Here is a 22,432-nt window from a genome sequence, read left to right as displayed (position 1 = left end):
GCTTTTGTTTTTTCAGATGAGAGATAAAAAAGATAACGCGACGTTCGACCTACCCGGTTTCGGCCCAGCCGCACCGCTCGAACCCGAAGCCAAGCGCCCACCACCGCCCCGCGGCAAACGTTCCGCGCTCAAGCAAGAGCAGCTGGAACTGCTGGAGGCCACCGACAACTCCGGCCTGCCGGTCTGGGTGCGCGACGAGAATCTCGACCTGACCGGTTTGCCGGTATGGGCGCCGAACTGATACGGCACAGCAGCAACACACTGTAGCAACACATCACCCACAACGCACAGCGCCGGGCCCGCCCCTGTTAGACTGTGCCCACGTACTTTTTGAACAGGTCCGCCACCATGACATCCTCCGACGCTTACACCGCCGAATCCACCGCCTTCGCCAGCCTGCCGCTGACCACTCCATTCCTGGAGAACCTCGACTCGCTCGGCTACAAGGAGATGACGACCATCCAGGCGCAAAGCCTGCCGTCGGTGCTGGCGGGCCGCGACCTGATCGCCCAGGCCAAGACCGGCAGCGGCAAGACCGCCGCCTTCGGCATCGGCATCCTGGCCAAGCTGAATCCGGCCTGGTTCGCGGTGCAGGCATTGGTGCTGTGCCCGACCCGCGAACTGGCCGACCAGGTGGCCAATGAGCTGCGCCGCCTGGCGCGCGCCACCGGCAACGTCAAGGTGCTGGTGCTGACCGGCGGCTCGCCGATGCGGCCGCAGATCGCCTCGCTGGAACACGGCGCCCACATCGTGGTCGGCACCCCCGGCCGCGTGCGCGACCACCTGGGCCGCGCCACGCTGGACCTGTCCAAGGTCGAGACGCTGGTGCTGGACGAGGCCGACCGCATGACCGACATGGGCTTCTACGACGAAATCGCCGGTATCGTCAGCGCCTGCCCGAAACGTCGCCAGACCTTGCTGTTCTCGGCCACCTACCCGGACGACATCCGCCGTGCCACCGACTCCTTCCTGGCCGATCCGGTCGAAGTGACGGTCGAGGCGCAGCACGACAACAGCCAGATCGAACAGCTGTTCTTCGAGATCGGCTTCGACCAGCGTACCGAAGCGGTGGCGCGCCTGCTCGGCCATTACAAGCCGGTGTCGGCGATCGCCTTCTGCAACACCAAGGTGCAATGCCGCGAACTGGTCGACGACCTGCGCGCCAAGGGCTTCTCCGCACTGGCGCTGTACGGTGAACTGGAGCAGCGTGAGCGCGACGAGATACTGGTGCTGTTCGCCAACCGTAGCTGCTCCGTACTGGTGGCGACCGACGTCGCCGCGCGCGGCCTGGACATCCACAATCTGGAAGCGGTGATCAACGTCGACGTCTCCAAGGACACCGAAGTGCATATCCACCGCATCGGCCGTACCGGCCGTGGCACGGAACAGGGCCTGGCGCTGTCGCTGTGCGCGCCGAACGAGAAGAAGTGGGTCAAGCTGATCGAGGAATACCAGGGCGCGTCGGTCGAGTGGTTCGACCTGGCCAGCCTGGACGACGGCGACTACGGCGTCGATCCGGCGCCGATGATGACGCTGGTGATCTCCGGCGGCAAAAAGGACAAGCTGCGTCCGGGCGACCTGCTGGGCGCCCTGACCGGCGACGCGGGCCTGAGCAAGGAACAGGTCGGCAAGATCAACGTGTTCGAGTTCCAGACCTACGTCGCGCTGGACCGCCGCATCGCCTATGAAGCCTTCGACCGCCTGAGCAAGAACAACCCGCTGGGCGGCGACTTCGGCGCCATCAAGGGCCGCAACTTCAAGATGCGCTTCATCGAAGTATAAATACCGACGGCGCGGAGCTCACCCCGCCGGCAGCGCGAAGCGAAACACCGCGCCTTGCCGCTGCTGGCGCGCCAGGTCATCGGCGCCGAGCAGTTCGATGCCGCCGCCGTGCAGTTGCATGATGCGGTTGACGATCAGCAGGCCCAGGCCGCCTTCCCTGCGCTCGCCGCGCAGCGCGAACGGCCGGCGGAACAGCACATCCCGCATCTCCGGCGGAATGCCCGGCCCGGTGTCGGCGACGATCAGCTGCACCTTGCCGTCGCGCGCCGGCTCGACCACGATTTCCACCTCGCCGCCGGCCGGCGTGTGGCGGATCGCGTTGTCGAACAGATTGGTCAGCACACGCTCGATCATGCCCAGGTCCGCACGCACCATCGGCGCCGGATGCGGCAACGTCGCCATCAGCCGCACGTTGCGCTCCTGCGCCTTCAGCTCGAATTTCTGAAACACGTCCTGGATCAAATCGCTGATGGAGAAAGCCTCCAGTTCCGGCTCCACCGCGCCATGCTCCAGCCGCGCCAGCTCGAACAGCGCCTGCGCCAGTCCGCCCACCTTGCGGCTCTGCGCCAGCGCGATGCCGAGATAACGCTGCCGTTCGGCCGCGTCCAGTGTGCCGTCCTTCAGCGACAGCGTCTCCAGGTAGCCGTGCAGGGAACCTAGCGGCGTGCGCAGGTCGTGCGAGATATTCGCCACCACTTCGCGCCGGTCCTGGTCCAGCTGGCGCATGGTTTGCCATTGTTCGTTGATGCGCGCCGCCATCTCGCTGAAGGCTTGCTCCAGGATCGCGATCTCGTCGCGCGAGCCGCCGGAGACCGGCGCCGGCAGCACCAACTGGTCGGCCTTGGTGTCGAGCTGCCGCATATTGGCGGTCAGACGGCCCAGTGGGCGGGTGATCAGACGGAATGCGATCAAGCCGGCGATCAGGCCCAGCAGCGCCACCAAGGCCATCGACCACAAGGTGGTGCGCAGCACCGAGCTGGCGGTGGCGCGCGCGGCCAGGCGGTCGTGCTCCACGCTTTGCAGGATCACGTAGATGTAGCCGACCTTCTGCTCGCCCATGCGCAGCACCGCCGCGCTGAATACCTTGCGGCCGTTGGTGCTGCGCGGGTCGTCGCCCTGGATCGGCAAGGGTTGGTTGTCGAGCAGGCGGCGCACCGGTTCGAGATCGACGCGGTCGCGTTTCAGGCTTCCGGCCGGCGCGGCGTGGCCGACGACGCGACCTTCCATGTCCAGCAGATAGACTTCGACGCTGGGATTTACCACCATCAGCTTGCTGAACAGGCGGCGTACCGCTTCCGGGCCGAGGCCTTCGCTGGGCGGCGCTCCGCCGGTGGCGCCGGAAGCGTCGGCGGGGTCTGTCGCGGCGGCCTCCGGAGCAGCGTCCGCATCCGCGTGCATCAGCTGCGCGTCCAATGCGATGCTGCGCGCCAGCCCGCGCGACAAGCCCTGCACCACTTCCATCTCGTGCATGATGGCGGCGCGGATCTGCAGCCACGCCGACGCGCCGCAGCAGGCCAGCAGCAGGATGGCGAACACCAGCGACAAGCGCTGCGACAACGTCAGTTTCATGCGGCGCCGCTCGTGAAGCGATAGCCCTTGCCCCACACGGTCAGGATGCGGGTCGGCTCGGCCGGATCGGCCTCGATCTTGGCGCGCAGGCGGTTGATGTGGGTGTTGACCGTATGCTCATAGCCGTCGTGCTGATAGCCCCAGACCTGGTTCAGCAGATCCAGCCGCGAGAACACTTTCTCCGGATGCTTGACGAAGAAGTACAGCAGGTCGAATTCGCGCGGCGTCAGATCCAGCGCGCGGCCTTCGACATAGGCTTGGCGCGTCAGCGGATCGAGCCGCACGCCGTTCAGCTCCAGCGCGCCGGCCTCGTTGCGCTGGTTGCGGCCCATGGCGTCGGCGCGGCGCAGCAGCGCCTTGACGCGCGCCACCAGCTCCAGCACCGAGAACGGCTTGACCAGGTAATCGTCGGCGCCCAGCTCCAGCCCGAGGATGCGGTGCACCTCGCTGGATCGCGCGCTGGTGATGATGATCGGCGTGTAGGTTTCCATCGCCCTCGCCTGGCGGCAGATCTCCAGCCCATCCACGCCGGGCAGCATCAGATCCAGGATCAGCGCGTCCCAGCCGCCGGTGCGCAGCTGGGCCAGGCCCTGGTTGCCGTCGGCGCAATGGGTGACCTGATAACCTTCGTCCTGCAGGTGCATGCGCAGCAGGTCGGCGATCGGCATATCATCTTCTACGATCAGGACGCGTTTTGGTAGTTCCATGGTCAGTCGGGGCCGGAAAAGTCGGAAAGCCGCCATTGTGCGGGATTCCCGTCTCGGAAAGTATCACATTTAATTTAAGTTTACGTGAGGATTTCGTCAGCGCCCGGGGAGCAGAATGGCTCCATGGTTATTCCACTCTTGGAGGAAATATGACATCCCGACGCAGTTTCATCTTTACCGGCGGCGCCGCCCTGATCGCAGGCGCCGCAGCTTTCAACTGGCGCGCCGTTGACGCCGCCCCCGCCCCGGCCTGGGAAGTGACTCATAGCGACGCCGAATGGCGCGCCCTGCTGAGCCCATCCCAATACGAGATCCTGCGCAAGGGCGGCACCGAGCGGCCGTTTTCCAGCCCGCTGTACAACGAGCACCGCGCCGGCAAATTCTTCTGCGCCGGCTGCCAGAATCCGCTGTTCTCGTCGAAAAACAAGTTCGATAGCGGCACCGGCTGGCCGAGTTTCTGGAAACCGCTGGATCGCGGCGTCTACACCAGCCGCACCACCTCGCTGGGCATGATGGGCGCGGAAGTGAAATGCCGCCGCTGCGGCAGCCACCTCGGCGACGTGTTCGACGACGGCCCGGAACCGACCGGCCTGCGGTATTGCATCGATGGCCTGGCGTTGAGCTTCACGCCCGGCGAAGCTTGACGGGAGCGCACCATGTTACTGATTCTACTCTCCTACCTGGGCGGCGCCCTGACCATCCTGAGCCCGTGCATCCTGCCGGTGCTGCCGTTTGTATTCGCCCGCACCGGGCAACCGTTCGTGCGCAGCGGCCTGCCGCTGCTGGCCGGCATGGCGCTGACCTTCGCGCTCGTGGCGACGCTGGCCGCCGTCGGTGGCGGCTGGGTGGTGCAGGCCAACCAATACGGCCGCTGGCTGGCGCTGGCCTTGATGGCCTTCTTCGGCGTTACGCTGATGCTGCCGCACCTCGCGGACCGTTTGACCAAGCCGCTGGTCGCCTTGGGCGACAAGCTGTCCAACAAGGCGCAGTCCGACAACGGCGCGGGTTCGGGCGCACGTTCGTCCTTCCTGCTCGGCGTCGCGACCGGCCTGCTGTGGGCGCCCTGCGCCGGCCCGGTGCTCGGCCTGGTGCTGACCGGCGCGGCGTTGAACGGCGCCAGCGTCGGCACCACGCTGCTGCTGTTGGCCTACGCCGCCGGCGCCGCGACTTCGCTGGCTCTGGCGCTGCTGGTCGGCGGCAAGGTGTTCGGAGCGATGAAGCGCTCCCTCGGCGCCGGTGAGTGGGTGCGCCGTGGCCTCGGCGTCGCGATGCTGGCCGGCGTGGTCGCCATCGCGACCGGTCTGGATACCGGCTTGCTGACCAAGGTGTCTTCGGTGGCGACGGCAGGCATCGAGCAGAAACTGATCGATAGCCTGGCGCCGCGCGACGAAGCTCCCGCCGGCGGCGCGATGATGCGCAGGGCCGCTGCCAGCGACGCGACCACCGAGGACACCGGCTCCGGCGCGATGATGTCGCGCACCGCGATGGCCGCCGGTCCGGCGATGATGGCGCGCCGCGCCATGGCGCCGGCCGCCGACACGCTCAACGTCGAAGGCACGCTGCCTCCGCTGGACGGCGCCGTGCAGTGGCTGAACTCCGCCCCGCTGACCGCGCAGCAGCTCAAAGGCAAGGTGGTGCTGATCGATTTCTGGACCTACTCCTGCATCAACTGCCTGCGCAGCCTGCCCTATACCAAGGCATGGGCCGAGAAGTACCGCGACCAGGGCCTGGTGGTGATCGGCGTGCACGCTCCGGAATTCGCCTTCGAACGCGACATCGGCAACGTCCGCAAGGCCACCAAGGACCTGGGCATCAACTTCCCGGTGGCGATCGATAACAACTTCGCGATCTGGCGCGCGTTCAAGAACCAATACTGGCCGGCGCACTACCTGATCGACGCCAAGGGCCAGATCCGCCACCACCACTTCGGCGAAGGCGACTACGCCAAATCGGAACAGGCGATCCAGCAGCTGCTGGAAGAAGCCGGCCGCAAGGACGTCACCAACACCGTGGTCAGCGCCGAAGATGCGCAAGGCGTGCAGCAGCAGGCGGACATGGGCCAGGTGGCGTCGCCGGAGACCTATCTCGGTTACGAGCGCGCCGAGAACTTCGCCTCGCCGGAAAAGCAGGCGGCCAACGCCGCCCGCAGCTACACCGCTCCGGCCAAGCCGGCGCTGAACCAGTGGGGCCTGGCCGGCAACTGGCTGTCGCAACCGGACCAGATCACGCTGAACCAGGGCAAGGGCAGCATCGTCTACCGCTTCCATGCGCGTGATGTGCATCTGGTGCTCGGACCGGGCAAGGACGGCAAGCCGGTACGCTTCCGCGTCACCATCGACGGCGCCGCGCCGGGCAAGGATCACGGTACCGACGTCGCGGCCGACGGCAGCGGCGTGATCGACGGCCAGCGTTTGTATCAGCTGGTGCGCCAGGCCGGCGGCGTCGGCGACCGCACCTTCAGCATTGAGTTCCTCGATCCAGGCGTACAAGCCTACGCCTTCACCTTTGGTTGAAACGGAGATTTACATGAAAAGCATCTTGAAAAACTGGGGCGCTCCGGCGGCCTTGATCGGTGCAGGCGTCGTCGGCCTGTTCCTGTTGCAGCAACCGGCGGTATCGGCGGAAGTCGCCGTGGTCATCGCGCCGCCGGCGGTCGATGAACCGGCCAGTACAGAGCACACCGCCACCGCGATCTTTTCCGGCGGCTGTTTCTGGGGCGTACAGGGCGTGTTCCAGCACGTCAAAGGCGTCAGCAACGCGGTCTCCGGCTACATCGGCGGCGATGCGCGCACCGCGTCCTACGACACGGTCAGCTCCGGCGACACCGGCCATGCGGAATCGGTGAAGATCACCTACGACCCGACGCAGATCAGCTACGGCAAGCTGCTGCAGATCTTCTTCTCGGTGGCGCACAATCCGACCGAGCTGAATCGCCAGGGGCCGGACACCGGCACGCAATACCGCTCGGCGATCTTCCCGCAATCGCCGGTGCAGCGCAGTGTGGCAGAAAAATACATCGCGCAGCTGGACGCCGCCCACGTGTTCAAGAAACCGCTGGCGACCAGGATCGAATCGGATAAAAAATTCTATCCGGCCGAGAGCTATCACCAGAACTACCTGACGTTGCATCCGAACGATCCGTACATCGTCTACAACGATTTGCCGAAGGTGGCGAACCTGAAGCGCGTCATCCCGGAGCTGTACCGGGCCGACGCGGTCCTGGTCCGCAAGGCGATGTGATTACTTGACCTGCTTCAGCACTTCCAGCACCGCCGCGACCACGGCTTCGGGCTTCTCCGCCTGAATCACGTGGCCGGCGCCGGCCACCACGCGCTGCGTGCCGCGCGTGGTCAGCTTCAGATATTCCTTCTGCACCGCGAAATTCTCATCTTCCGTCGCCTTGTTCATCGCGCTTTGCGGCTGGCCGGGTATCGCATACGGGCTGACGCCTCGGGTCAGCACCACGACCGGCAGGTCGCCGAACGGACGCCGCAGCTTGCGCAGCTGTTCATCGCTGGCGGCGATGCCGTCGTATTCGGCGACGTTGGCGCGCCAGAAGCCGGGCTTCGCCGTGGACGCCGATATCGCAGCGGCCAGCTTGGGACCGAACACTTTCGCGATCGCCGCCTCGTTGTCGACGCAATTGGTCTGTTCCTCGCTACCGGCCTTGAAGCCTTTTTCGGCGGCGGCCAGGCAGTACTTGTTCTGCGCGGCGATCATCGTGTAGACCTGCTTGATTTTTCCTTGCGTGACCTTGTCCAGGCGACTGGTTTCATCCTCGTGCTGCGCCTCGACCAGCACCAGCCCCTTGACCTCTTTCGGATAGCGATAGGTGAAGACCTGCACATTGGCGCCGCCGAGCGAATTGCCGACCAGGACATACGGAGCCTTCTCGCCGGCCGCCGCCAGCAGCTTGTGCAGATCCTCCACCACGTTTTCGGAGGTGTTGGGCCGCTTGGCCGGATCGCTGAAGCCAAGGCCCGCACGGTCGTAGACGCAAGCGCGGGTGTGCCTGGCCACTTCCGGCTGCACGCGATACCAGCCCCACCCGGCGTCGCCGGACGGAGAATCGAAGACCACCGTGGTGGCGCCCTGCCCGCTGCAATAGATGTTCATCTTGCGGCCGCCGACGTCGACCAGCTGATGCGGCACCGCGAACACGGCGCCCGCATCGGGCTGCGCGGCAGCAAACGCGGAAGGCATCACGCCGGCGGCCAGCGCCAGCACGGCAAAACCATAGACAGCTTTAGTCATCGCGATAGTTCCATCTCAGGTGAAGCAGCGCCACGGCTGCCATGTTGCATAATAAACCATCATTATCAAATCGCGTTGAGCGATAATGCGGACATGCATAAATTAATTTCGGAACTGAGAAGACTCTATCTGCTTAACGACCAGCGTTATGACGACGAGAGCCTGGGCTGGCACTTGAGCGGCGAGACCACGCTGTCCGTCGACCTGGCCAACGCCGCCGGCATGACGCGCGCGCTGGTCATCGACTTCCACAAGACGCCGAACGAGCAGCATTGGACGCGCTTGTGCGAGGTCGCCAACGCGCTGCAAACGGAGCTCGGCTTGCCGGCGCCGGCGGTCAGCGTCTCCGGCGGCACCAGCTACGGCCTGTGGCTGTCGCTCGCATCGCCGATACCGACCGAGCAGGCGCGCGCGTTCCTGGCCTTGCTGCATATGGCTTACTTTAAAGACGAGCAAATTGATTTGAACCGGACGGCGGTCGAGCTGCCGCCGTGCCTGCACCATGCGACCGGATTGTGGGGCGCGTTCATCAATCCGGGCATGGGCGCTTCGTTCGCCGACGAACTTGGCCTGGAAATGCAGCCGCCAATCGCCGCGCAGACGGCGTTCCTGGAAGGCTTGCAAAGCATCGGCGACGCGGAATTCGCCAAGGCGCTCAACCTGCTTCAGCAGAAGCAGGCGGCCGCGCCGGCGCCGGCGCCCGCGGCCGCCCCACGCGCGGCGACGGCGATCCCGCCAACCGAAGGCCTGCTACTGAAAGACGCCACGCTGGAAGACATCATCGCCCACCTGCACGCGATGAACATCGAGCCGACCTTCCGCCACCTGCTGAAAGGCTAGCGCGCCGCCAGCGACACGCTGGCCGGGAACTGCGGCGCGCGGCGGTGCAGCGTGGCCTGCTCGTACGAGTAAGCCATGCGGATCAACGACGCTTCGCTATACGCCGCGCCGACGAACGACAGCCCGACCGGCAAGCCGTGCACATACCCAGCCGGCACCGTGATGTGCGGATAACCCGCCACCGCCGCCGGTGACGAGAAGCTGCCGGTGTAATGGTCGCCGTTGATAAAGTCGGTCAGCCACGCCGGGCCGCCGGTCGGCGCCACCAGCGCATCGAGCCGGTGCTCCTTCATCACCTGATCGATACCCTCGGCGCGCGAATAGCGGTGGTTGTTGGCCAGCGCCTCGCGGTAGGCCGGCGTATCGAGACCGCCCTTTTCCTGCGAGCGCACCAGGTACTCCTGCCCGAAGTACGGCAATTCCCGCTGCTTGTTCTTCTCGTTGAACGCGATCACGTCGGCCATGTTGGAGACCGGCGCGTTGGGCGCATATTCCTTCAGATAGGCCGCCAGATCGGCCTTGAATTCGTACAGCAGCACTTCGGTCTCGCTGTCGTCGTACTTGCCGACGTTGGGCACTTCGGTATCGACCAGCACCGCGCCCTGCGCCTTCAATGCCAGCAGCGCTTTTTCGATCACCGCGTCCAGATCGTCGTTGCGGCCGAAGAAATTGCGCGCCACGCCGATACGCTTGCCTTTCAGGCCGCCCTTCTCCAGCGCCGCGCGATAGTCGCCGCCCTTGCCCGCGCTTTCCTTCGTCACCGGATCGTTGGCATCGACGCCCGCCATCGCCGACAACATCAGCGCGGCGTCGGCGACGCTGCGCGCCATCGGGCCGGCGGTGTCCTGCGAGTGCGCGATCGGGATGATGCCGCTGCGGCTGACCAAGCCCAGGGTCGGCTTGATGCCGACCAGGCCGCAGATCGAGGCCGGCGAAACGATGGAGCCGTCGGTCTCGGTGCCGACCGCCAGCGTAGCCAGGCCGGCGGCGATCGCCGCGCCCGAGCCGGAACTGGAGCCGCTGCAGTTGCGGTCCAGCGCATACGGATTCAAGGTCAGACCGCCACGCCCGCTCCAGCCGCTGACGGAATGGGTGGAGCGCATATTGGCCCACTCGCTCAGGTTGGTCTTGCCGATGATGACGGCGCCGGCCGCGCGCAACTGCGCCGTCACATGCGCGTCGCGCGCGGCGCGCACGCCGGACAGCGCCAGCGAACCGGCGGTGGTGCTCATGCGGTCGGCGGTGGCGATGTTGTCCTTCAATAGGACCGGGATGCCGTGCAGCGGACCGCGCACGCGCTTCAGATTGCGCTCGCGGTCCATCTCCAGCGCGATCTTCAGCGCTTCGGGATTGATTTCGATGATGGCGTTGAGACGCGGACCGGACTTGTCGATGCTCTTGATGCGGGCCAGGTATTGCGACGTCAGCGCGTGCGAGGTCAGCTTGCCGGCCTCCATCATCTGCTGCTGCTCCAACACACCGGCGTCGAGGATGCCGCCCGGGCCAAGTTTGGCCCCCGCCGTCGCCGGCGCCGCCAGCACGCGATTGCCGCTCACGGCGGCCCCAGCCGCCAAACCGATCCGTACGAAGTCCCTGCGGTCCATGCCCATCCTTGTCGTTGGTTTGTTGCGTTGCATAAATATATCAGCGTGTTGACAGCTACACCACAAAAATTGCCATTTTGGGCAAAAAAAAAAGCACGCCGGCGATGCGGGCGTGCTTTTTTAAGGAGGAAATCGACTTAGTTGCGGACGATTTTCTTGTATTCGTTGGTGCGGGTGTCGATTTCGATGACGTCGTCCTGGCTCACGAACAGTGGCACTTGAACGGTGAACTGTTTCGATTCAATGGCGTTTTCGATCTTCGCGTCTTTCAGGACGTTGCCCGAAGTGTTGCCCTTGACGGCTGGCTCCGAGTACACGATCTGGCGTGCGATGGTGGTTGGCAGTTCAACCGAGATCGCTTTGCCGTCGTAGAAGACAGCTTCGCATTCCATGCCGTCTTTCAGGTAGTTCAGGGCGTCGCCCAGGTTTTCTTCTTCGATTTCGTACTGTTCGTACTCAGCGTCCATGAAGACGTACAGAGGATCGGCGAAGTACGAGTAGGTGACCGGCTTCTTGTCCAGGACCACGACGTCGAACTTGTCGTCGCCACGGAAGACGTTTTCCAGCGGGCTGTTGGTCAGAAGATTCTTCATCTTCCATTTGTACGTGAAGCCCGTGCGGCTCGAACCGTTGACGTCGGAGCGCAGCACGATGAATGGCTTGCCCTCAACCATAATGATATTGCCAACACGAATTTCTTTTGCAGGTTTCATAGAGAATGTACGTAAAAAGTAGGTTGCGTAAAAATCATCTGTTGCCAGGCAAAAGCCTTCGGCTTACGTTTGATCGGGTAAAAATGCGCTGTAAATTAACCCGGCATTGTACCCTGTTTTTCCCGCCCCGCCTATCTCAGCGTGGCGGCGAAGGCCAGCATGTTGCCGGCCAGGTCGCCGTGGGCCAACATTTGTTGCTGCCACTCGGCGGCGCGCAGCGTCATTTGCGGCATCTCGCGCTCGAAGGCGGACCAGCCGGCCGTCCAGTCGTCCATCGCGGCGGCGCCGTTCCAGTACAGCGAGAAGGCGGTCAGGTTGGGCAAGTCGGTCGCGTAGCGTTGCAGGAAGGCGCGCAATTTCTTGTGGTGCAGGTTCTCGTCCTGCGGATAGATGTGCCAGACGAAGGGCTTGCCGGCCCATTGCGCGCGCACGAAGGAATCCTCGCCGCGCACGAAGTTCAGGTCGCAGGCCCACAGCAGCTTGTCGTAATCCGGCTGCGCTACGAAGGGCAGCACACGCACCGTCAGCGCGCCGCGCGTGGCCGAAGCCTGGCCGCCGGTGAAGGCGTGCACCGCCTCCGCCGCGACGCCTTCCGGCACCAGGCAGACGATGGGCGCGGCGGCGTTCTGCCAGACCTCGAACAGCGCCGACACCGGCGCGTGCGGATAGCAGAACAGCGACACCTTGGTCGCCGCCATCTCGGCCGGCGTGACGCCGAAGCGCGCCAGGAAGGCCGCCGCTTCCGATGCCTGCGACTGAAACGCCAGACGCTGCGGCTCCAGATCCGCTTCGCGCAGCAGCCCGCCGGTTCTGGCGGTGAAGCCGGGAAAGAAGAAATGCTTGGTCAGCTTGAGGCGCGGATGCGGCGACGTCAGGCGATGGCAACCCTCGACCCACTCCTCCGCCGTCAAGCCCTCCAAATTGAACCAGACCGGACGCGGCTCGCACTGCGCCATCGCCTCGATGTAGCCGGGCGGAATATCGACCGCGAAAAATTCGATCACGATGTCGGCCACGTCGGCGGGCGTGAACCCGCCGTCCTGGCTGCGCCAGTGGCGCACGGTGACGCCGGCCAGCTGCTGCGTCTCGGTGTCGACCTCGACCTCCGGGCAGATGCGCTGGAAGCTGGCCAGGTCGTCGACCCACAGCGTCACGGCCAGGCCGTGTTCGCGCGCCCATTGCCGCGCCAGGCGCCAACAAATGCCGATATCGCCGTAGTTGTCGACAACACGGCAAAACAGATCGAGGCGGCGGAAGGTCATGGCGTATGAGGTGGGGAAAACACGAGGCTGGATGATACCTGATTAACGCGATCGAGGAACCAAGAATACCAAAACTTCCACGCCGCTAGCCGGTCCAAATCCCACCAGCGCAGGCCGACGGCCCGCTGGCCTCAACCACAACAAGGAGATGTCATGAATGAGTATCAACAATACTATGCACAACAATTGGCACAGCAAATGGCGCCGCAGCAACTCGCGCCGCAAGGCTTCCTGGGCGGCCTCCTCGGCGCGCCGCTCGGCGGCCTGATCGGACGCGGCATCGGCGGTCTGTTCGGCAACGCCAACCTGGGCCGCCAGATCGGCCAGGCGGCCGGCGGCATCGGCGGTTCCTTCCTGCCGTTCGCGGCCGATCCCATCACCGCGGCCTATGCGCAACAAGCACAACAAGAAGCGCAGTTGCAACAGCTGCAGCAGCTGCAGCAACAAGGCCTGGCTCCCCAGGGTTGGTTCGGCAATATCATCAAGAGCGTGGCGCGGCCGCTGGGCGGCGCCATCGGCGGCGCGTTCGGTAACGCCGGCCTGGGCAACACCATCGGCGGCATCGCCGGGCATCTGGGCGGCATGCTGCCGTTCTCGGCCGATCCGATGGCTCTGGCTTACGCCCAGGGCCAACAGGACGCGCAGGCGCAAGGGCTGGCGCAGCTGGCGCCGCAGGGCTGGCTCGGCAACATCATCAAGAGCGTGGCGCAGCCGCTGGGCGGCGCCATCGGCGGTGCGTTCGGCAACGCCGGCCTGGGCAACACCATCGGCGGCATCGCCGGGCAGCTGGGCGGCATGCTGCCGTTCGCCACCGATCCGGTGACGGCGGCCTATGCGCAGCAAGCGCAGCTGGCGCAACTTGCGCAACTGGCGCAACAAGCGCAGATGGCCAACCAGGCCAACGCGCTGTATGGCGCGCAAACCCTGCATTGACGCCGCAACCTCAGGTTTGACCTTGCCCTCCGACGGCTGCGGCCGCCGGAGGGCGCTGCTTTAAGGAGAGCCACATGTCCTTCCAACACGATGCAAACAGCACCGGCCGGTTTCTGGTCCATTCCCGGGGCGGCGCCGCGCTGAACGATTTCCTGGCGCTGGCCGCCACCGATCCCGAGATCGCGGTGGTCGACACCATCGGCCCGCGCGACCGGCCGCACACGGCCATCGTTGAAATCAGCCTCGACAAGGCGCGCGTGCTGGACCAGCACTTCCGCAGCACCAGCACGCCGACACACCACTTATCCATCGAGCCGGACCGCCCATTGTCGATGTTCGACGGCGGCCCGGCCGATCCTTTTTGAAAGGAATCCCTCCATGCCCAAGAATCCCAACGGCGGCGCGTCGATGCCGTCGGACCCCAGCTTTTCCAGCGACGGCGAGTCGGCCGCGCCACCTACTGAAAGCACCGGCCGCCGCACCGGCTCCAGCTCCGGCGCCGGCAGCGTCGGCACGACCGGCGAGGCGCGTTTCGGCGACCACACCGGCGGCGCCGATAGCGCTGGCGGCGATGCCGCATCGCGCGGCGACGGCACCGGCGCCGGCCGCGCCATCGGCTCGCGCAAGAAGCAATTCGTGATCGCGCCGCGCCATCCGCCCGAAGGCCTGCAGGCGATGAGCTTCCAGCCGCTGCAATTCTCGACGCTGGAATCGGCGCTGCGCAACAGCAGCGACATCGAGGTGGTCGACACGGTCGGTCCCAAGTCCGTGGTCAGCGCGCTGGCCGACGGCATGGGCGGCTCGCAGGGGGTGCTGGTGGCGCGCATGACCGAGCAGAAAGCGGCCGCGCTGCATCAGCAAGGCGCGGGCCGGCTGCTGGTCGAGCGCGACCAGAACCTGAGCCTGATGGAGCCGTCGCTGCGCCAGCCCGGCCTGGTCACCGGCGTCACGCCGACCGCCGGCAACGGCCCGGTGCTGAACGCCGTCATCAGCGTGCTCGGCAAGGACGGCGCGCCGCAGGCCGACGCCGAGGTGTCGCTGTTCGGCAGCCTGTTGCCGGCCAGCGGCACCACCGACGCCAACGGCCGCGTAACCTTGTCGCTGTTCGGTGAAACCGCGCAGACGGTGCAAGGCCTGTACGTCAAACCCAAGGCGGACTACTGGAGCTTCTACCAGCGCGATCCCGACATCAGTAGCGACGAGGTCAACGTGGTGGCGCTGCGCGCGCTGTCGGACTGGCCGTCGCTGGCGGGCTTCCCGCGCCAGCGCGCCTATGGCTGGGGCCAGAAGGCGATGCGGCTCGATCAACTGCCCGGCGCGTATCGCGGCCAGGGCATCAAGATCGCCATCATCGATTCCGGCGCCGCCACCACGCACGACAACCTGCACGACATCCGCTTCGGCTTCGACGTGATCAACAAGAAGACCAATCCCGACAGCTGGGACCAGGACACGCTCGGCCACGGCTCGCATTGCGCCGGCGTGATCGCGGCGGCCGACATCACCTCCGGCATCCGCGGCTTCGCGCCGGACGCGGAGGTCCACGCCTGCAAGCTGTTCCCCGGCGGCCAGGTCAGTCAGTTGATCGACGCGCTGGAATACTGCATCGACAAGCAGATCGACGTGGTCAACCTGAGCCTGGGCGGGGCGGAGGTGTCGGAGGCGCTGGAGCAGCAGATCGTCCGCGCCAAGCGGGCCGGCATCGCGTGCATCGTCGCGGCGGGCAATTCGGGCGGACCGGTGCAATATCCGGCATCGTCGCCCAACGTGCTGGCGGTGGCGGCGATCGGCAAGCTCGACGAGTTCCCGGCCGACAGCTATCACGCGCAGACGCTTGACGCCAACGTCGACGCCTACGGCTTCTTCACCGCCAAGTTCAGCTGCTTCGGGCCGCAGGTCGCGGTGTGCGGGCCGGGCGTGGCGATCACCTCGTGCGTGCCGCCGAATAATTTCGCGGCGTGGGACGGCACCTCGATGGCGACGCCGCACATCACCGGCCTGGCCGCGCTGAGCTTCGCGCATCATCCGGACTTCCAGACGGGGCTGTACAAGACGCGCGGGCCGGAGCGGGTCGAGCGGCTGTTCCAGATCATCCGCGCCAGCGCGCACCGCGTCAGCCTGGGCGACCAGAGCCGCACCGGTTTTGGTTTGCCGGATGTGCTGATGGCGGTGGGACTGCAAGGGCAGCCCGGCCAGCAGCCGCCGCCACGCGCGGTGGCGCCGCAGGCGGCGGGCCTGATCGCGCCGATGATGGCGCCGATGATAACGCCGTTGATGGCAACGCAAATGACGCCGCAGTCGCTGGCCGGCGGCACCGTCTACGATCCGTTCGCCATGGATCCGGCAACGGCGGCGGCGCGCGCGGCGTACGCGGCCTATGCGCCGTGGTATCAGCAGCGCCCCTTGGGCGGGATGCCGTTCGGCGGTGTGGTCTGGTAGGCCCGGAAATGCAAAAAGCCGCACAAGGCGGCTTTTTGCATACTGCTTCAACTGGCGTCCCCAGGGGGATTCGAACCCCCGTACTCACCGTGAAAGGGTGATGTCCTAGGCCTCTAGACGATGGGGACAGAAATCTGTCCGTACTGACCTGTGTTTCAATGATACCGGAAAAATCGTGGCGTCCCCAGGGGGATTCGAACCCCCGTACTCACCGTGAAAGGGTGATGTCCTAGGCCTCTAGACGATGGGGACTTTTCCAAGGCGCGAATCATAGCAGTGAAATTCGCCGAAGGCAATAGCAAACCCTTGTTTTTGCTGGATTTTCACCTCAAGATTGGTATCCGGACAACGTTGCCGGCGCCAGGCGGAAGATGCCGACCGTGCGCGCCAGGACGGACGCCTCGTCGCGCATCGCGCTCGCGGCGGCGGCGGCCTGCTCCACCAGCGCGGCGTTTTGCTGCGTCACGCGGTCCATCTCGGCCACCGCCTGATTCACCTGCTCGATGCCGGCGCGCTGCTCCTGGCTGGCATGACTGATCTCGCCGACGATGTCGCTGACGCGCCGCACGCTGTCGACCACCTCGCCCATGGTGCTGCCCGCCTGAACCACCAGCAAGCCGCCCTGCTCCACGCGCGCGCTCGACGCCTCGATCAATTGCTTGATCTGCTTGGCGGCGTCGTGGCTGCGCTGCGCCAGACTGCGCACTTCGGTCGCCACCACCGCGAAGCCGCGCCCCTGGTCGCCGGCGCGGGCCGCCTCCACCGCCGCATTCAGCGCCAGGATGTTGGTCTGGAAGGCGATGCCGTCGATCACGCCGATGATGGCGCCGATGCGCCGGCCCGATTCCTGGATCGCCGCCATCGTCTCCACCACCTGCGACACCACGGCGCCGCCGCGTTGCGCCACATCCGATGCGCCGATCGCCAGCTGCCTGGCCTGGCGCGCATTGTCGGCGTTCTGCCGCACGGTGGCCGTCAACTGCTCCATCGACGCCGCGGTTTCCTCCAGCGCACCGGCCTGCTGCTCGGTGCGCGACGACAAGTCGGCGTTGCCGGCTTCGATCTGCGACGAGGCGGTGGCGATGGTGTCGGTGCCGCCGCGCACGTCGCCGACGATGCGGCTCAAGCTGGCGTTCATGTCGCCCAGCGCGCGCATCAGATCACCCAGTTCGCAACGGCTGCGCGGCTGGATTTCGGCGCTCAGGTCGCCCTGCGAAATCGCTTGCGCCACCGCCACCGCCTCGGTCAGCGGACGGATGATGGAACGGCTTAACGTCAATCCGGCGGCGATCGCCCCGGCCGCCACGGTCAGCATCAATACGGTGATGATCTTCACCGTGCGGCTGCCGCCGTCGACCGCCGCACTGGTGATGTCGGCGCTGGACGCCATCAACAGGCCGATGGAATCAACCAGCAGCTGCGCCGGTTCGGCGTCGATGCCGCGCACGCTGGCGTCGGCTTCGGTCACGCCGGCGGTCGCGATCAGCGCATGCGCCTCGGCGTAATGCTTGCGCAGTTGATCATGCAGGGTCAGAAAGCGCTCCATCTTGCCGCGCGCCTCGCCGTCCAATGTGGGAAGCAACGCGCGCACCTTGGCATCGACTTCGCTCGCGGCGCCCTGATGCTCGCGCCACTGCGCTTCCCGCGCGGCCGGATCGGCGGCGCGCAGCAGCGCATTTTTCCAGTGCAGCACCTCCGCCTTGAACGCCACCGCGACGTAGCCGACCGCGCGCTCGCGCGCGAAGCTGTCCTGCACCGCCCTGCCGGAATCGAGCAGCGAGCCGTGAAGGCTGAAGATGCCGGCCAGGCCGGCCGCCAGCGCGATCAGCACGGCGGAGACGAAGGCAAGCGGAAGTTTCAAGCGGAGTTTCATGATGGCGCCAATGGAATCGGAAAGGCGCGAGTATGAAGCCGCGACGATCGGCGACAAAACGGAAAGTTTGACGCCCTATCATCGAGAAAATCGAAAATCCGAATGGCGGCGCATCCGGCGCGGGCGAAAAAAAGGCGACAAAAAAGCCGCTCAAGGGCGGCTTCTGCGATGTCCTGGCGTCCCCAGGGGGATTCGAACCCCCGTACTCACCGTGAAAGGGTGATGTCCTAGGCCTCTAGACGATGGGGACATATCGGTGCTTCCTGCGCTAATGGTGGAGGTAAGCGGGATCGAACCGCTGACCTCTTGCATGCCATGCAAGCGCTCTCCCAGCTGAGCTATACCCCCCGGGCGCAGAAAGTCTTCTGTCGTACTACGTTTTACTACTCATCAGCGTGGCAAGCTGGCGTCCCCAGGGGGATTCGAACCCCCGTACTCACCGTGAAAGGGTGATGTCCTAGGCCTCTAGACGATGGGGACCTTGGAACTACGGCACTACTTGTTTCTGCGCAGTGGTGGAGGTAAGCGGGATCGAACCGCTGACCTCTTGCATGCCATGCAAGCGCTCTCCCAGCTGAGCTATACCCCCCCGGGCGCAAAAACATTTTTACTACTCGACAGCTTTGGCGAAGCTGGCGTCCCCAGGGGGATTCGAACCCCCGTACTCACCGTGAAAGGGTGATGTCCTAGGCCTCTAGACGATGGGGACCCTGGAACTACGGCACTACAACCTCTGCAAACTGGTGGAGGTAAACGGGATCGAACCGATGACCTCTTGCATGCCATGCAAGCGCTCTCCCAGCTGAGCTATACCCCCGTTTGCGCGAGAGACAAGATTATAGCAGCGATTCCACACTATGCAAATACCCTTTTGCAACTTTGCATAGCGCGGAATTCACGCTTATAAAAACTTCGCCAGACGCGCCAGGATCGCTTCGCGGCCGAAGATCTGCAACACCGCGTCGATGGCCGGCGTTTGCAATTGACCGGTGACGATCAGGCGCAGCGGCATGGCGATCTGCGGCATCTTCAGCGTGTTGGCGGCCAGCACTTCCTTGATCATCGCGGCCAGCGCTTCCTTGGTCCACTCCACCGTCTTGCAGCGGTCGGCGAATTGCGCCAGCGCCGGCTTGACCGCGTCGGTCAGGTGTTGCGCCAGCAAGGCCTCGTCCGGCTGCGGCGCGCGGAAGAACAGCATCGCGGCGTCGGCCAGTTCGTTGACGGTGTTGCTGCGTTCCTTCATCAGCGCCAGCACCGACGGCAGATCGGGCGCGCCCTCGAACACCGCGCCGGCTTCCAGCATGCGCGGCTTGGCCAGCTCGGCCAGGCGGGCGTTGTCGGCCTGCTTGATATAGTGGTTGTTCAGCCAGTTCAGTTTTTCGATGTTGAATTGCGCCGCCGAGTTCGACAGGTGAGTGCCGTCGAACCACCCGGTCACCTGCTCCATCGAGAACACTTCGTCGTCGCCATGGCTCCAGCCCAGGCGCGCCAGGTAGTTCAGGATCGCTTCCGGCAGATAGCCTTGCGCCGGATATTCCATGACGTTGACCGCGTCCTTGCGCTTCGACATCTTCTGGCCGTCGGCGCCGAGGATCATCGGCAGATGGCCGTACAGCGGCAGCGGCGCGCCGATCGCGCGCAGGATGTTGATCTGGCGCGGCGTGTTGTTGACGTGGTCGTCGCCGCGCAGCACGTGGCTGATCTGCATATCCCAGTCGTCGACGGCGACGCAGAAGTTATAGGTCGGCGTGCCGTCCGGACGGGCGATGACCAGATCGTCCAGCTCCTTGTTGCCGATGGTGATCGTGCCTTTGACGAAGTCGTCCCAGGTCACTTCGCCGTCGAGCGGATTCTTGAAGCGCACCACCGGCTTGCGGTCGGCCGGGATCGCCGGCAAGGTCTTGCCCGATTCAGGGCGCCAGGTGCCGTCGTAGCGCGGCTTCTCGCCGGCCTCGCGCATGCGCTCGCGCATCGCTTCGACTTCTTCCGGCGACGAGTAGCAATGGTAGGCGCTGCCCGCCTCCAGCATCTGCGCCACCACCTCGCGGTAACGGTCCATGCGCTGCATCTGGTAGAACGGGCCTTCGTCGTGGCTCAGGCCCAGCCACTCCATGCCTTCGATGATGGCCTGCACCGCTTCCGGGGTCGAGCGTTCGAGGTCGGTGTCTTCGATGCGCAGCACGAAGGTGCCGCCGAAGTGACGGGCGAAGGCCCACGAGTACAGCGCCGTGCGGGCGCCGCCCAGGTGGAGGTAGCCGGTCGGGCTGGGAGCGAAACGGGTGCGGACGGGCTTGGCGGATGCAGTAGTCATTGAATTAGGAATGCTGGTGTGTAAAAACAGCCATTTTACCGCGTCGGCAGTGCGGCGCGGACAAGACGCCCCAGCCGTGCCCGATTTTGATTGACGCCGCCCCGGCCCCGGCCTAGTATACTCTGCACTACAGAGTACTCTATGGATGCCACATGATCACCAAGGAACAAGCGCAGGACATGCTCGCCAGCATAGAGCGCACCGAACACCGCAGCGCGCAGTATTTCAACCTGGCGCAGTACGGCCGCTACGCGCAGCTGTGGGGAGCGATCCTGGTGGTCGGTCATGCGATCTGCTTTTTCTGCCCGGGCAACGAGCCGATGGTGCTGGTCAGCTGCGACATCGTCACCGCGTTGCTGATGCCCTTGCTGCGCCGGTTCGACGTCTCGCCGCGACGCCGCACCGACCGCCGCTTGTGGGCCGCCGCCGCGATCGTGATCGGGTTCGGCGCGCTCGCCTCCTACCTGATCGGGCCCGACCTGCGCGCCATCGAAGTGCTGTGGACCTGCATGATCATGGGCGCCATCATGCTGCGCGGACTGTTGACGGGTACGCGCTGGATCGTGTTGGGCGGCGTCGCCTGCGCCACCAGCGTCCTGGCCTATCTCTATCTGGGCAGCTGGTACCACGTCGCCATGGCTGCCGCGTTGGGCGGCGGACTGCTGCTGGCCGGCACCTGGCTGCGCGGCGCACGCTAGGCATCGATCATGAGCGGACTGGACGAAATCATCCACCAGAGCACGCGGCTGCGCATCATGGCGGCCCTGCAGGTGATGAAGAAAGACGAATGGATCGAATTCATGCACCTGAAGGCGCTGATCGGCGCCAGCGACGGCAATCTCGGCGCGCATCTGGAGACGCTGTCGAAGGCCGGCTATATAGAGAGCAGCAAGCAAATCGTCGGCAAGAAGCCGCTGACCCGCATCCGGCCGACACCCGCCGGCCGCGCCGCCTACGCCGGCCATGTGGCGGCGTTGCGGGCGCTGCTGGGGATGTGAGCCGGCCGCGTCACGCGGCGGTCGGCTGTGCGAAGCCGGCGCGGTAGCGTTCCTCGGCGTCGGCGCGGGTATTCATCTCGAACAGCAGGCCGCCCGGCGCCTCGCAAAAGAAGCGCGAGCCGCGCGCGTGGGCGATCAGTTCGGTCTTCATCGGCACGCCCTGCTGCTTGAAGCGGGCATGCAGCGCGCGCAACTCATCGAGCGACGGCAGCTCGAAGCCGAGATGGAAGTTGTCCGGCCACACCACCTGCTCAAGGCGGTCGGTGGCGTCCTCGATCACGATGTCGAAGCCGGCGCGCTTGAGGATGGCGCTGCCGCCGAAGCGCTCGGCGCTGCAGCCAAGCTGCTCGACAAAGAACGCCACGGTGGCGGCGACGTCGGTGGATGGGAAGCTGAGGTGATTGAATTGCATGGTGTTTCTCCTGTTGTGAAGACAACAGAATACGGCCCGCGCCAGCCGCCATCAACTCGCTTTGCCGCCCCCTCGCAAGCACGACCAAAACCAGAGGCGCTGCTCACATTTCGCGCGGCGGCACCGACAAATAACCGAACACGGCGGCGCCGATACGGTGCGCCAGATCGGCCGCGTCGCGCTCGCCGCGCTCCCCGGCGGCGTCGGTCATGGCGCGCATCAGCGCCAGCAGATCGTCGCCCGCCAGCTTGCGCCGGACGGCATCGCGCAGATGCGCCGGCGCGTCCGGCTTGTGCAGGATGGCCTCAAGCAATTCATGGAAACGGAATTTGCCGCTGAGCGCGGCGCGGATCTCGGGACGCCCTTCCTGCTCGTCGAGCAAGCGGGCCAGATTGGGACGGTTCAGCTGCTGGCCGACGGCCACGCCGATGAACGCGGTCAAGGACTCGCGATAGCCGGGCAAGTCCAGCGTCGCGCTGGCCGCCTCGTGGAACAGCTTATCCTCGCGCAGCAATAGCGCCAGCGTCAGCGCGTCCTTGCCGGGAAAATATTGATACAGGGTGCCGATGCTGGCGCCGGCACGCCGCGCCACGGCGTTGGTGTTGTAGCCTTCCAGGCCGTCGGCCTCCAGCACCTGGGCCGCCGCCTCCAGCAACGCGTCCACGGTGTGGACCGAACGTTGCTGGCGCGGCGCCTTGCGCGCACGCAGGGTCGGAGAATCGCCCATCGCGCCCT

The 22,432-nt window shown here is 65.5% G+C and carries 21 protein-coding genes and 8 tRNA genes; 11 read left to right on the top strand and 18 right to left on the bottom strand.

The genetic code is table 11. The annotated features are described in order from the left end of the window. Nucleotides 1-16: 16 nt before the first annotated feature. Nucleotides 17-241, top strand: coding sequence for a hypothetical protein (locus GW587_RS15800; protein WP_166104782.1), 225 nt, complete (start codon nt 17-19; stop codon nt 239-241). 107 nt (nt 242-348) lie between these two features. Next, complete coding sequence (dbpA, locus tag GW587_RS15795; protein ID WP_166104779.1) at nt 349-1,782, top strand: ATP-dependent RNA helicase DbpA; 1,434 nt, start codon at nt 349-351, stop codon at nt 1,780-1,782. Nucleotides 1,783-1,800: 18 nt separating this feature from the next. Here dbpA and GW587_RS15790 read toward each other — a convergent pair whose 3' ends face one another. Then, the gene (locus tag GW587_RS15790; RefSeq protein WP_166104777.1) at nt 1,801-3,351 is read right to left on the bottom strand and encodes a sensor histidine kinase; all 1,551 of its coding nucleotides are present in this window, start codon (nt 3,349-3,351) and stop codon (nt 1,801-1,803) included. Then, the gene (locus GW587_RS15785; RefSeq protein WP_166104775.1) at nt 3,348-4,058 is read right to left on the bottom strand and encodes a response regulator transcription factor; all 711 of its coding nucleotides are present in this window, start codon (nt 4,056-4,058) and stop codon (nt 3,348-3,350) included. Before GW587_RS15785 ends, GW587_RS15790 begins: the two co-directional genes overlap by 4 nt. 149 nt (nt 4,059-4,207) lie before the next feature. Here GW587_RS15785 and msrB point away from each other — a divergent pair, with 149 nt between their 5' ends. From msrB to msrA, 3 genes are read left to right on the top strand one after another with little or no spacing between them, the layout of a single operon-like run. Next, nucleotides 4,208-4,702 carry a peptide-methionine (R)-S-oxide reductase MsrB gene (gene msrB, locus GW587_RS15780; RefSeq protein WP_166104772.1) on the top strand — a complete coding sequence of 165 codons (495 nt, stop codon included), beginning with the start codon at nt 4,208-4,210 and terminating at the stop codon, nt 4,700-4,702. Between the two features lie 12 nt (nt 4,703-4,714). Continuing rightward, the gene (locus GW587_RS15775) at nt 4,715-6,571 is read left to right on the top strand and encodes a cytochrome c biogenesis protein DipZ (RefSeq protein WP_166104770.1); all 1,857 of its coding nucleotides are present in this window, start codon (nt 4,715-4,717) and stop codon (nt 6,569-6,571) included. Between the two features lie 13 nt (nt 6,572-6,584). Continuing rightward, nucleotides 6,585-7,298: a peptide-methionine (S)-S-oxide reductase MsrA gene (gene msrA / locus GW587_RS15770; RefSeq protein ID WP_166104767.1), complete on the top strand. Its 714-nt coding sequence runs from the start codon at nt 6,585-6,587 to the stop codon at nt 7,296-7,298. Here msrA and GW587_RS15765 read toward each other — a convergent pair whose 3' ends face one another. After that, a complete protein-coding gene (locus GW587_RS15765) occupies nt 7,299-8,312 on the bottom strand; it encodes an alpha/beta fold hydrolase (RefSeq protein ID WP_166104764.1) in 1,014 nt (337 codons plus the stop codon). A gap of 93 nt (nt 8,313-8,405) precedes the next feature. Between GW587_RS15765 and GW587_RS15760 the strand changes: the two genes are divergently transcribed. Then, nucleotides 8,406-9,152, top strand: a complete 747-nt coding sequence (locus tag GW587_RS15760; RefSeq protein WP_166104761.1) for a hypothetical protein — start codon at nt 8,406-8,408, stop codon at nt 9,150-9,152. Here the strand turns inward: GW587_RS15760 and GW587_RS15755 are convergent. From GW587_RS15755 to earP, 3 genes are all read right to left on the bottom strand, one after another. After that, nucleotides 9,149-10,756, bottom strand: coding sequence for an amidase (locus GW587_RS15755; RefSeq protein ID WP_166104758.1), 1,608 nt, complete (start codon nt 10,754-10,756; stop codon nt 9,149-9,151). The genes GW587_RS15760 and GW587_RS15755 overlap by 4 nt on opposite strands. A gap of 137 nt (nt 10,757-10,893) precedes the next feature. Next, the gene (locus GW587_RS15750; protein WP_166104755.1) at nt 10,894-11,469 is read right to left on the bottom strand and encodes an elongation factor P; all 576 of its coding nucleotides are present in this window, start codon (nt 11,467-11,469) and stop codon (nt 10,894-10,896) included. Between the two features lie 131 nt (nt 11,470-11,600). Beyond that, nucleotides 11,601-12,731 carry an elongation factor P maturation arginine rhamnosyltransferase EarP gene (gene earP / locus GW587_RS15745; RefSeq protein ID WP_166104752.1) on the bottom strand — a complete coding sequence of 377 codons (1,131 nt, stop codon included), beginning with the start codon at nt 12,729-12,731 and terminating at the stop codon, nt 11,601-11,603. A gap of 153 nt (nt 12,732-12,884) precedes the next feature. Between earP and GW587_RS15740 the strand changes: the two genes are divergently transcribed. The 3 genes from GW587_RS15740 to GW587_RS15730 all read left to right on the top strand — a co-directional run bounded on the left by GW587_RS15740 (nt 12,885) and on the right by GW587_RS15730 (nt 16,103). Then, entirely contained in the window at nt 12,885-13,664 is a 780-nt protein-coding gene (locus GW587_RS15740) for a hypothetical protein (RefSeq protein ID WP_166104750.1), read from the top strand. 74 nt (nt 13,665-13,738) lie between these two features. Continuing rightward, nucleotides 13,739-14,029 (top strand): hypothetical protein, encoded by a 291-nt coding sequence (locus tag GW587_RS15735; protein WP_166104749.1) that lies wholly within the window; start codon nt 13,739-13,741, stop codon nt 14,027-14,029. 13 nt (nt 14,030-14,042) lie between these two features. Continuing rightward, a complete protein-coding gene (locus GW587_RS15730; RefSeq protein ID WP_166104746.1) occupies nt 14,043-16,103 on the top strand; it encodes a S8 family serine peptidase in 2,061 nt (686 codons plus the stop codon). A 52-nt stretch (nt 16,104-16,155) separates the two neighbouring features. Here GW587_RS15730 and GW587_RS15725 read toward each other — a convergent pair. The 10 genes from GW587_RS15725 to gltX form a co-directional block, all read right to left on the bottom strand. Further along, nucleotides 16,156-16,231: transfer RNA gene (locus tag GW587_RS15725), tRNA-Glu, on the bottom strand. 48 nt (nt 16,232-16,279) lie between these two features. Then, nucleotides 16,280-16,355, bottom strand: a tRNA-Glu gene (locus tag GW587_RS15720). Nucleotides 16,356-16,431: 76 nt separating this feature from the next. Next, entirely contained in the window at nt 16,432-17,964 is a 1,533-nt protein-coding gene (locus GW587_RS31755) for a methyl-accepting chemotaxis protein (protein ID WP_308495385.1), read from the bottom strand. 186 nt (nt 17,965-18,150) lie between these two features. Beyond that, a tRNA-Glu gene (locus tag GW587_RS15710) sits at nt 18,151-18,226 on the bottom strand. Between the two features lie 22 nt (nt 18,227-18,248). Beyond that, nucleotides 18,249-18,324: transfer RNA gene (locus GW587_RS15705), tRNA-Ala, on the bottom strand. A 56-nt stretch (nt 18,325-18,380) separates the two neighbouring features. After that, nucleotides 18,381-18,456: transfer RNA gene (locus GW587_RS15700), tRNA-Glu, on the bottom strand. Between the two features lie 33 nt (nt 18,457-18,489). Then, nucleotides 18,490-18,565: transfer RNA gene (locus GW587_RS15695), tRNA-Ala, on the bottom strand. A gap of 44 nt (nt 18,566-18,609) precedes the next feature. Further along, nucleotides 18,610-18,685, bottom strand: a tRNA-Glu gene (locus GW587_RS15690). Between the two features lie 32 nt (nt 18,686-18,717). After that, a tRNA-Ala gene (locus GW587_RS15685) sits at nt 18,718-18,793 on the bottom strand. Between the two features lie 84 nt (nt 18,794-18,877). Further along, on the bottom strand, nt 18,878-20,287 hold the full coding sequence (gene gltX, locus GW587_RS15680) for a glutamate--tRNA ligase (protein ID WP_166104740.1): 1,410 nt from the start codon (nt 20,285-20,287) through the stop codon (nt 18,878-18,880). Between the two features lie 152 nt (nt 20,288-20,439). Here gltX and GW587_RS15675 point away from each other — a divergent pair, with 152 nt between their 5' ends. After that, nucleotides 20,440-20,985 carry a hypothetical protein gene (locus tag GW587_RS15675; RefSeq protein WP_166104737.1) on the top strand — a complete coding sequence of 182 codons (546 nt, stop codon included), beginning with the start codon at nt 20,440-20,442 and terminating at the stop codon, nt 20,983-20,985. 9 nt (nt 20,986-20,994) lie between these two features. Then, nucleotides 20,995-21,285: a winged helix-turn-helix domain-containing protein gene (locus tag GW587_RS15670; RefSeq protein ID WP_166104735.1), complete on the top strand. Its 291-nt coding sequence runs from the start codon at nt 20,995-20,997 to the stop codon at nt 21,283-21,285. 10 nt (nt 21,286-21,295) lie between these two features. On the opposite strand, the gene GW587_RS15665 is transcribed toward GW587_RS15670, so the two are convergent. After that, the gene (locus GW587_RS15665) at nt 21,296-21,697 is read right to left on the bottom strand and encodes a VOC family protein (RefSeq protein ID WP_166104732.1); all 402 of its coding nucleotides are present in this window, start codon (nt 21,695-21,697) and stop codon (nt 21,296-21,298) included. A 103-nt stretch (nt 21,698-21,800) separates the two neighbouring features. After that, nucleotides 21,801-22,424, bottom strand: a complete 624-nt coding sequence (locus tag GW587_RS15660; RefSeq protein ID WP_166104729.1) for a TetR/AcrR family transcriptional regulator — start codon at nt 22,422-22,424, stop codon at nt 21,801-21,803. Between the last annotated feature and the right edge of the window lie 8 nt (nt 22,425-22,432).

The sequence above is a fragment of the Duganella aceris genome (genome assembly GCF_011090165.1).
GTDB lineage: Bacteria > Pseudomonadota > Gammaproteobacteria > Burkholderiales > Burkholderiaceae_D > Rugamonas > Rugamonas aceris.
This window is presented reverse-complemented; position numbering and strand designations above follow the sequence as displayed.